The organism is Vibrio sp. TRT 17S01, assembly GCF_050113695.1.
Lineage (GTDB): Bacteria > Pseudomonadota > Gammaproteobacteria > Enterobacterales > Vibrionaceae > Vibrio.
Window position 1 is genome coordinate 293,946 of the sequence record NZ_JBNJOG010000006.1, and the last position, 10,851, is coordinate 304,796.

The 10,851-nt window shown below is 43.9% G+C and carries 10 protein-coding genes; 2 read left to right on the plus strand and 8 right to left on the minus strand.

The genetic code is table 11. The features are described 5' to 3' along the window. Positions 1-60 precede the first annotated feature (60 nt). Positions 61-939: a zinc ABC transporter substrate-binding protein ZnuA gene (gene znuA, locus ACQEXS_RS12220; protein ID WP_427014004.1), complete on the minus strand. Its 879-nt coding sequence runs from the start codon at positions 937-939 to the stop codon at positions 61-63. Between the two features lie 83 nt (positions 940-1,022). Here znuA and znuC point away from each other — a divergent pair, with 83 nt between their 5' ends. Then, positions 1,023-1,811: a zinc ABC transporter ATP-binding protein ZnuC gene (znuC, locus tag ACQEXS_RS12225; RefSeq protein WP_427014005.1), complete on the plus strand. Its 789-nt coding sequence runs from the start codon at positions 1,023-1,025 to the stop codon at positions 1,809-1,811. Beyond that, a complete protein-coding gene (znuB, locus tag ACQEXS_RS12230; protein ID WP_427012120.1) occupies positions 1,804-2,580 on the plus strand; it encodes a zinc ABC transporter permease subunit ZnuB in 777 nt (258 codons plus the stop codon). Before znuC ends, znuB begins: the two co-directional genes overlap by 8 nt. A gap of 43 nt (positions 2,581-2,623) precedes the next feature. Here znuB and purF read toward each other — a convergent pair whose 3' ends face one another. From purF to ACQEXS_RS12265, 7 genes are all read right to left on the minus strand, one after another. Then, positions 2,624-4,138, minus strand: a complete 1,515-nt coding sequence (purF, locus tag ACQEXS_RS12235; protein ID WP_427014006.1) for an amidophosphoribosyltransferase — start codon at positions 4,136-4,138, stop codon at positions 2,624-2,626. A 35-nt stretch (positions 4,139-4,173) separates the two neighbouring features. Beyond that, positions 4,174-4,665, minus strand: a complete 492-nt coding sequence (locus ACQEXS_RS12240) for a CvpA family protein (protein ID WP_427014007.1) — start codon at positions 4,663-4,665, stop codon at positions 4,174-4,176. A gap of 62 nt (positions 4,666-4,727) precedes the next feature. Further along, positions 4,728-5,303, minus strand: a complete 576-nt coding sequence (locus tag ACQEXS_RS12245) for an SPOR domain-containing protein (protein ID WP_427012116.1) — start codon at positions 5,301-5,303, stop codon at positions 4,728-4,730. Next, a complete protein-coding gene (gene folC, locus ACQEXS_RS12250; protein ID WP_427014008.1) occupies positions 5,304-6,569 on the minus strand; it encodes a bifunctional tetrahydrofolate synthase/dihydrofolate synthase in 1,266 nt (421 codons plus the stop codon). Positions 6,570-6,610: 41 nt separating this feature from the next. After that, complete coding sequence (gene accD / locus ACQEXS_RS12255) at positions 6,611-7,537, minus strand: acetyl-CoA carboxylase, carboxyltransferase subunit beta (protein WP_367986918.1); 927 nt, start codon at positions 7,535-7,537, stop codon at positions 6,611-6,613. 176 nt (positions 7,538-7,713) lie between these two features. Continuing rightward, entirely contained in the window at positions 7,714-8,508 is a 795-nt protein-coding gene (gene truA / locus ACQEXS_RS12260; RefSeq protein WP_427014009.1) for a tRNA pseudouridine(38-40) synthase TruA, read from the minus strand. A gap of 96 nt (positions 8,509-8,604) precedes the next feature. After that, a partial coding sequence (locus ACQEXS_RS12265) for a FimV/HubP family polar landmark protein (protein WP_427014010.1) occupies positions 8,605-10,851 on the minus strand: 2,247 nt, incomplete at its 5' end.

Genomic DNA, 10,851 nt, shown 5'->3' on the forward strand with positions numbered 1-10,851 from the left:
AATTAAAGGTGAGATCACAATGAGAGGGAGCGTGTGTACAACTCCCTCTTGTGATACTTTTTAATTAGCAAGACACTCGGTAAATCGTTTAGATAAATCGGTTAAGAACTGGAAGTAGGCACCGTCTTGAATAGTGATATCACTGGCTACTGGATCTAGAATGCCAACATTTACATTGCTCCCACGAGTGACAGACTTGATAACAGCAGGCGTAAACTGTGGTTCACTGAATACACACTTAGCATCATTATTTGCTAGTGATTTACGGATCTGAATCAGTGTCTTTGCACCAGGCTTACGATCTGGACTCACGGTAAAATGCCCTAAGTGGTTTAACTGATAATCTTGTTCAAAATATCCGTATGCATCGTGAAATACGTAGTAACCTTTTTCTTCAACTGGTTGAAGACGTTGTTCAATCTCTAGTGAAACTTGCTTAATATTTTGCTCAAACTCAGCAAAGTTCGCTTGATACTTAGCTGCATTGTCAGGGTCCACTTGTGCAAGTTTTTCACTAATCGCAAGCGCCACTTGTAGGGTTGTTCGTATCCCTAGCCAAAAATGGGGGTCATGGCTGCCATGATGATGACCTTCATGCTCGTGATGCCCACCTTCATACTCACGCAATGACAAACCTTTAACTGAGCTTAGAGTCAGTACGGTCGGTTGTTGTTCCAAAACCTTAGTCAAAAATGGCTCTAAATCCTGACCAAACCAAATAACCAAATCCGCCTTCTTAAGGCGCTTAACATCTGAAGGCTTTAATGCATAGTCATGTGGCGATGTATTGTTACCCAGTAATACGTCTGGTTGGCTGACACCTTTTGTGATTTCCCAAGTAATAAGTTGAATTGGCTTAATACTCGTCAAAATTTCTTTTGCCTGTACGCTAACAGAAGTGATCAGTAGCGATACCAGCAAAAAAACATAACGTTTCATAATTTACCCAATGATTTCTGATGGCTTTGAAGTGGAACGAATGTTACATTATAACAATACAGAATTGCAAATGAGTTCCATTCATGTCGACCTTAGTCGAGTTGAACCAGATCGGTGTCCAATTTGATGACCGAGCGGTTCTTGAAAACGTCTCCTTAACCATTAAACGTGGTGAAATCACTACACTAATTGGCCCCAATGGTGCAGGTAAGTCTACTCTCGTAAAAGTATTACTTGGCTTACAAACCCAATACACAGGCACTCTCAAAAAATCAAAGGGACTAAAAATTGGTTATGTCCCACAAAAGCTAAAGTTAAATGACTCGCTGCCTCTCAGTGTACGCCGCTTTCTTTGTTTAGCGGGGCGATTCAGTAAACAGGAATTACTTGATGCCCTTAAGCTTGTTGGGGCTGAACATTTGCTAGATGCAAATATGCACTCACTCTCTGGTGGTGAAAACCAACGAGTCTTGCTGTCTAGAGCACTACTTCGCAGGCCTGATCTGCTTGTTTTGGATGAACCAGCACAAGGTGTGGATGTTCAAGGTCAAATTGATCTCTATGATCTGATTGATACTCTTCGCCATAGATTTAATTGTGGTGTATTTATGGTTTCACATGATCTTCATCTGGTTATGGCGAAAACTGACGATGTGATATGCCTACACCATCACGTTTGTTGCTCAGGTTCTCCTGCGGCAATTACACAACACCCTAAGTACATTGCTTTATTTGGCAACGCACGCCAAGAAACCTTAGCGTTATATCATCACCAACACGATCACCATCATCACGATCTATCTGGGCAAGCCGTTTCTGGGGATGCAGAGAACTGTGCCCATCACACCCACGGTCACCATCATCATGATTGAGTTTTTATTACCGTCTATTTTTGCCGGCCTCGGCATTGCTCTTATCGCTGGACCACTTGGTTCCTTTGTTGTTTGGCGCAAAATGGCATACTTTGGCGACACTCTTGCTCATGCTTCTTTAATGGGCTTAGCATTAGGGTTCTTGTTTGATATTAACTTGTACCTTGCGTTATTAATCTGTTGTTTGGCACTTGCCGTTCTATTGGTCACGTTACAAAAACAAAAACTGGTTGCTACAGATACCTTATTGGGCATACTCGCCCATAGCTCACTCTCTATTGGTTTGGTGGCGGTCAGCTTCCTCGATAATGTCCGTATCGATTTAATGAGCTATTTATTTGGTGATTTACTCGCTGTTTCATCATCTGATCTTATATTCATCTATTCCGGTGTCGCCTGCGTTTCCCTCGTACTAATGGCTTTCTGGCGCCCATTGCTATCAACTACTGTCAATGAAGAGCTCGCCGCTGTTGATGGTCATAATGTCGATTTAATGCGGTTATTATTGATGCTTATGGTGGGTGTTGTTATCGCCGTAGGAATGAAGTTTGTCGGGGCCCTGATCATGACATCATTGCTCATTATCCCGGCAGCAACGGCAAGACGCTTTGCAAGAACACCCGAACAAATGGCCGCATTAGCTTCAGCCATAGGAGCACTCGCTGTATTGTGCGGACTCAGCCTTTCATGGCATTTTGACACTCCAGCAGGCCCTTCGGTTGTCATTAGTGCAACAATGATGTTTATGCTGAGTCAGTTCAAACGTTAGGGCATTAAAAAAGGCTTCCAATTGGAAGCCTTTTTATCAACGCTTATGCACCTTCATTATGCAATTCTAGGTTTGCTAGGTCTTGTTGGATCTCTCGTTGAGTTTTCGCATCATCGCCGCGTAGTGACTCCAAGAAATCTAAATACTTCTGGTCGATATCACCAGTGACATATTCACCACTAAATACCGACGTTTCAAATACCTTAATGTCGCTATTACCTTGCCCAACTGCACTCACTAAATCTTCTAATGTTTGGAAGATAAGCTCATCAGCGCCAATCTGTTTACAGATAGCATCGTTATCTCGACCGTGAGCAATCAGTTCATGCGCGCTTGGCATATCAATACCATACACATTCGGGAAACGGATTTCCGGTGCAGCTGACACCATAAATACTTTCTTAGCTCCAGAGTCACGAGCCATCTCTACAATCTGCTCTGATGTCGTACCGCGAACAATAGAGTCATCCACTAGCAAAACATTTTTATCTTTAAACTCTGAACGAATGGCATTGAGTTTACGACGTACTGATTTCTTACGTTGCTGCTGACCCGGCATGATAAACGTACGGCCAACATAACGGTTCTTCACAAAACCCTGACGGTATGGCTTATCAATCGCTTGAGCGATTTGCAGCGCAATATCGCACGACGTTTCAGGAATTGGGATAACAACATCGATATCTAAATCAGCGTATTCGTCACGAATGCGGTCGCCTAATTTTTTACCCATTTCAACACGAGCACTATAAACCGAAATTTTATCGATAAACGAATCAGGACGTGCAAAGTAAACAAATTCAAAAATACAAGGATTGAGAGATGGGTTATCAGCACATTGCTTGGTATACAGTTCACCGTCAAAAGTGGCATAGATGGCTTCACCTGGAGCAACATCACGGACAAAATCAAAACCAACAGCATCCAAAGCAACGGACTCAGAAGCCACCATATATTCCGTGCATCCAGCAACTTCACGCTTACCAAGGCATAGAGGGCGAATACCATTTGGATCACGAAAAGCAACCATACCATGACCAATAATCATGGCTGTTACCGCATACGCTCCGCGAATAGTACGATGTACATTCGTCACTGCACGAAATACATCATCAGAATTCACGTTGCCTTTTACCGTATCAATTTCATGCGCTAACACATTCAACAAGACTTCAGAATCAGATGTTGTATTGATGTGACGGCGATCTTTCTCAAACAGTTTTTCACGAATTTCAGCCGCATTTGTCAGGTTACCGTTGTGAGCCAAGCTGATACCAAAAGGAGAGTTCACGTAAAAAGGCTGTGCTTCAGAGGCACTTGAACTACCAGCGGTTGGGTAACGAACATGACCAATACCGACATTCCCTTGCAGCCTTTGCATGTGTTTTGCTTCAAACACATCCTTAACTAGACCGTTCGCCTTTCTCAGACGAAAACGATTGCTTTCTATGGTACAAATACCCGCGGCATCTTGGCCACGATGCTGCAAGACAGTCAATGCGTCATAGATAGACTGATTTACAGGCGTTGCGCCCACGATTCCAACAATACCACACATGTCCTAACCCTCGATTTGCGACAATGACTGGCGCGTTATAACGCGCCAGATAAGAAACTAGATGTTGCTTGCAAGTGCTCAAAGAATGGCGCAATGATTCGACTAAATTCTGGAATCAATTGCGATCCTCTCCACCACTCTGAATCTGGAAACGATGTAAACGCATCCATAAAAAACAATGCAGCCGATACAATCAGGACACCACGTAAGGCACCAAATACGATTCCTAATACACGATCGGTTCCTGAAAGACCTGTTTTTTGAACTAATTGGGCAATCACGTAATTTACAATGGCTCCCACAATTAGCGTAGCAACAAACAAGGCTGCAATCGCCGCACCGTTTCGAATGAGGTCATCTTGTATGTTGGAGAAATACACAGCTAATTTAGCGTAGTATTGGCTAGCGACAAAAAAAGCACCAAACCAGATAACCAACGACAAGGCTTCCTTAGCGAAACCACGGACTAAACTGATCAAAGCCGATAGGCCGATCACACTTAAAATGACAATATCTAACCAATTCATGAAAATTCACATCTTAAGTTGGCGCGCATTTTAACAGAAAAAATGCTGACGCAAACGTTTTCTTAAGGATTTAGTGGTTTAAATTTGAGCAATCGACCTTTTGATCCGGTAATTTTTTCCAGTTCAATAATCTGACGCTCAAGCTTGCTCTTGGATACATCCGGACCAATGATTATTCGAGTAAACCCATTTTCTATTTTGCTATGAGCCTGATAGCCGCGTTTTTGTAGATCCTTGACAACACTTTGTGCATTCTCCGCATTTTTTAGAGCCATCAATTGGATAATCCAACCGCTATCTTGATACTCATTTTTCTCCGGAACTGGCTTGACCTTCACCGGTAAAGGCTTGGGCTCAACCACCGTAGGCTTAACTTCTTTAACTGGCTCCTCTTTAGGCTCAGGTTGGGGTTCAACCACAACCTCAACTGGAGAGTCAGGTAAACTTGCACTATCATCTTCAGGCTCAAACACTTCAAACGACTCGATGTCGCTATCCAGTTCAGGCTTAATCGGGATGCTGGCAATCTCTTCTTTATAGTGGGTCTTCTTACCATCCAATACATCTGGCAATACGATGACCCCAACCGCAACCAAAATAATGGTACCAACTAAACGGTTTTGAAATTTACTTGCCATTTAATCTCCTTTGTTCTGCCAGTGCTCTAACACTTCTCCGACAGTATGGAATGAACCTACAACAATTATTACATCCTGTTCGCCGACTTTTGTCATCGCGCTTTCAAAGGCTTCTACTGGATTTTGATATTCTGAGACGCCAACCGGTAAGAACTTGGTCAGTTCTTGGGCACTTGCCGCTCTTGGTCCCGTCAAAGAAGCTGGATACCAAGTAGGTGATAGATCTGAGAGAGCCTTTAATGTCGCTTCAATGTCTTTATCATGAAGCATTGCAACCACCATGTGGGTGGTTTTGTCTGGATACTGGGATTGAATACGCTTCACCAAGTACTCTGCAGAGTGAGGGTTGTGTGCAACATCAAGTAGTATGGTTGGCTGAGTATCAATAACTTGCATGCGACCTGGAAGCTTTGCGTTTTTTAAACCATTTACAATGTTTACATCACTAAGATCTAAGCCAGCACATCCTAACGCCATCAATGCTGTTGCTGCATTAGGGAGAGGTAACGCTGGTACAGGTAACTCTTCTAATAAGTATGGACCACTGCGCCATTCCCATAGATCAGCGTCAATCAATTTATAGTCGAACTGAATTCCAACTTGGAAAAATTCGGCTCCAATATCATCCGCATGGGCAGCAACGGTTGCTGGCGGTTTCGGTTGTCCACAAATCGCTGGTTTAGCTGAGCGAAAAATACCTGCCTTCTCAAAGCCAATAACATTGATGTCATCACCTAGCCAATCAACATGATCGACAGCCAAACTCGTTATCACTGACACATCGTGGTCCACAACATTGGTCGCATCCAACCGGCCACCAAGCCCCACTTCAAGTAACACAACATCAACATTTTCTGTTTGAAATGCACGTAATGCCGCTAATGTACCGAATTCAAAAAAACTTAGGGAGATATCTTCGCGTTGTTGATCGATATAAGAAAAAGCTTCTACATGCTTTTTATCACCTAAATCTTCACCATTAATGCGAACACGCTCATTGTAACGAATAAGGTGGGGAGAGCTGTATACACCAACGGAATAGCCAGCATCGAGTAAGATGGCTTCCATTAAAGCGCATGTCGAACCTTTGCCATTAGTGCCAGCAACGGTAATGACGGTTTGAGCAGGTTTGGTAAGTTTGGCTTTCTCAGCGACCGCTTGAACGCGCTCTAAGCCAAGATCGATTGAAGAAGTATGAATGCTTGATAAATAATCAAGCCACACCGCTAAAGAGGATGTGGCTTGAGGGACTGGGTTTTGACTCATCTAACTAAAACCAAAGTTGTGGTTATCTGTTAGGGTCTACTTTAACCTTTTTCTGTCACTTCTGGTACAGTGTAGTCTTCTTCATTTGGTGAATCATTGACAGAAACCACCAAAGGTGAAGTGTTGTTGGTCAGTTTTGCAATTAAGCTACCAACACGTTGACGCATTTCACGACGATCAACAATCATATCAATCGCACCATGCTCTAGTAAGAACTCACTACGCTGGAAACCTTCAGGTAAATCTTCACGTACTGTTTGTTCGATAACGCGACGTCCAGCAAAACCGATCAATGCTTTCGGCTCACCGATGTTGACATCACCAAGCATTGCAAGACTCGCAGAAACACCACCCATTGTTGGGTCCGTCATCACTGAGATGAAAGGTAAGCCTTTTTCAGACAAACGTTCTAATGCCGCACTGGTTTTTGCCATTTGCATCAAAGACATCAGCGCTTCTTGCATACGAGCGCCGCCACTTGCAGAGAAACAAACTAATCCGCAGTTATTTTCAATTGCAGCTTCAACAGCACGAACAAAACGAGCGCCGACGACAGAGCCCATCGAGCCACCCATGAAAGTAAACTCAAACGCACAAGCGACTAAAGGCATACCTAATAATTCACCTTTCATCACAACAAGCGCATCTTTTTCGCCACTGTTCTTCTGTGCAGCAGAAATACGATCTTTGTACTTCTTCGAGTCACGGAACTTCAACTTATCTTGTGGTTCAAGATCATTAGCTAGTTCAACTCGATTATCTTCGTCTAAGAAAGTTTCTAGACGACGACGAGCTTTCATTCGCATATGGTGGTCACATTTAGGACACACTTCTAAGTTACGCTCTAACTCAGCATGATAAAGTACTTGTTCACACGAAGTACATTTAGTCCAAACACCTTCTGGAATAGAAGCTTTACGAGAACTAACAATGTTGCTTTTTTCTAAAATCTTTTCAAGCCAACTCATGGAAGACCTTTTCTCTTAACTCTCCCGCGCAATGCGAAAGATACAAATTCTAAATTTACGCGAAAGGATTAAAGCATAGAAAATGCCAAGTGTAGACAAAAAACTGGTTGTACCTATTTCCTGCACTAGCCTCTCACGCACTAACAGTCTGATTTATTAGAACAAATCAAACACGTTTAGTTCAGTTCATCCGGTAAAAATAATGGCCCGATAGGTACTCTTGGTAACGAGTATTCTTGCGGGTAATCCACATCAACTAAATACAAACCTTCCGCTTTCGCAGTAGCTCCGGCAAGCTTTCGATCTTTTACTTCTAGCAGCCATTGAATCCACTCTGGCTTTTGCTCACCTCTACCGACAGCAATCAAACTGCCAGTGATATTACGTACCATGTGATGTACAAATGCATTCGCTTTGATATCAATCACAACATATTGACCATGGCGTGTAACATCTAAGTGCATTATGTTACGCCACGGGCTACGGGACTGGCAATGAACCGCTCTGAAAGACGTGAAGTCATTCTCACCTAATAGGAACTGTCCAGCTTCATGCATCGCTTTCTCATTCAGTTCACCGTGATAATGACTGACACCTGAACCAAGAATACCAGGCCTCAAGGCACTGTTGAAAATGATATAGCGATAGCGGCGAGCGGTTGCTGAGAATCGTGCATGAAACTCATCCGGCACTTGTTTAGCCCAACGAACAGCAATATCACTTGGAAGATTTGCATTGGCACCCATTGTCCAAGCCACCATTTTCCGACTTGCGGTGGTGTCAAAATGCACCACTTGTCCAGTACCATGCACACCAGCATCAGTTCGCCCTGCGCACTGAACTTCAACCGGATGATTAGCAACAATACTTAGTGCTTTTTCCAGCAATTCTTGGACACTTTTGACTTCTTTTTGCCGCTGCCAGCCATAATAATTTGTGCCATTGTATTCAACGCATAAAGCAATTCTCATTGAACTCTTCTCTGTGGAAAATGGGGCGGGAAGTATATAACTTCTCTTGTAAAAAAATAAGGGGGGCAATAGCCCCCCTTACGATTTAACTCTTGGTCATCGACCTCGAATTGTATCTATCAGGTTTTTTGCTTCTCTGCGAATCTCATCTTTGCCATCTACGATGGCTTCCTCTAACAGCTTGATCGCACCTTCATTGTCATTCATTTCGATGTATATCTTCGCTAAGTCTAACTTTCCAGCAGCTTCAGCATTCGCGTCGACATCAAAATCATCAATATCACCAATCACGTCTGGGAAGTCATTTAAACCAACATCTAAGTTTAACTCTTCATCATCAAGATTTTGCTTAAGCTCTTCTTGATCCACTTCAGCCATTAGCTCATCAATTGTTCTGTAGTTATTCTCTTTTGGATCAAATTCAGCAAGGTTTTCTTGCTCTTCCCAATTTTCTTCGTCAACCTCTGCTTGTTCAGGAGTATTATTGCTATCCCAAACACCTTGCTCATCCTCAGGAATATCATCGGTAATTTGAGCTTGCTGCTCTGGCGATAAATTAAAGCCATTCCAGTCTTCACCGCCAACTTCGAGCATTGCATCGATATCCATACCTGCACTATCTACAGTATGACTATCCATTGGAGCATCAAAGTTAAAGTCTGTTGATGAAGAAGAGTTTTCTGCCAGTAACTCATTAAACTCTTGTTCGTTATACACATCAGATGTCGGCTCGAGACGCTCCACTTCAACTTGTGGTACTTGTTCTATTTCGACAGGCTCTGGCGTCGACTCTGCTTCTACCTGAGTTGGTTCATCTGCGATATCTGCTAAAGCATCTTCTTCGCTGTATTCCGGCAGCTCTAATTCATTCAGTTCAATCGCCGACTCTGTTTCGACAGGCTCTGGTGTTGACTTAGCTTCTACCTGAGCTGGTTCATCTGCGATATCTGCTAAAGCATCCTCTTCGCTGTACTCCGGTAGCTCTAACTCATCCAGTTCAATCGCTTCCTCTGTTTCGATAGGCTCTGGTGTCGATTCTGCTTCTACCTGAGCTGGTTCATCTACGATATCGGCTAAAGCATCCTCTTCGCTGTACTCCGGCAGCTCTAACTCATCCAGTTCAATCGCTTGCTCTGTTTCAACAGGCTCTGGCGCTGATTCAGACTCTGCTTCTGTTGGTTCATCTACGATATCTGCTAAAGCATCCTCTTCGCTGTACTCAGGCAGCTCTAGCTCATCCAGTTCAATCGCTTGCTCTGTTTCGACAGGCTCTGGCGTCAATTCTGCTTCTACCTGAGCTGGTTCATCTGCGATATCCGCTAAAGCATCTTCTTCGCTGTACTCTGGCAGCTCTAAATCATCCAGTTCAATCGCTTGCTCTGTTTCGATAGGCTCTGGCGCTGACTCAGACTCTACTGCCGCTGGTTCATCTACGATATCCGCTAAAGCATCTTCTTCGCTGTACTCCGGTAGCTCCATTTCATCCAGTTCAATCGCCGACTCTGTTTCGACAGGCTCTGGCGTTGATTCAGACTCTACTGTCGCTGGTTCATCTGCGATATCCGCTAAAGCATCCTCTTCGCTGTACTCCGGCAGCTCTAAATCATCCAGTTCAATCGCTTGCTCTGTTTCGATAGGCTCTGGCGTCGATTCTGCTTCTACCTGAGCTGGTTCATCTGCAATATCCGCTAAAGCATCCTCTTCGCTGTACTCCGGTAGCTGTAACTCATCCAGTTCAATCGCCGACTCTGTTTCGACAGGCTCTGGCGTTGACTCTGTTTCGACAAGCTCTGGTGCTGACTCAGTTTCTGCGTGAGCTGGTTCATCTGTGACATCTGCCGTATCACTAGCATTAGCCGTTTCCGATAACTCAGCCTGTTCTAAAGTAGATGCTGGCTGAATTTCCTCTTCCGTGAGCCAATCATCATCTTGAGGAACACCAAACTCATTAGGAATTGCCTCTGGCGTTGGAGCAACCGTTGTCTCACTACCCGATAACTCAGCTTGTGGCACTGTAGGTTCACTCGAAACACTAGGTTCCTCATGTACTTCAGGCTCTTGTTCTACTTCACCGGCTAAAGTATCTTCAGCTTGAACCTCTTCAGGTTCAACTTCAGAGTGCGAAACGTCAACTTCACTCTCTGACTCAATTTCGTCTTGTAGTACTGGTTCTTCAGCAACGTTCTTAGGTGAATCAGTAGGTTCTGCTTCAGATGGAGATTCAACTTCTTCTATTGCTGAAGTCAGCCAATCATCCTCATCTGGCTCTGGCTCTGGCTCTGGCTCTGGCTCTGGCTCTGGCTCTGGCTCTGGCTCTGGCTCTGGCTCTGGCTCTGGCTCTGG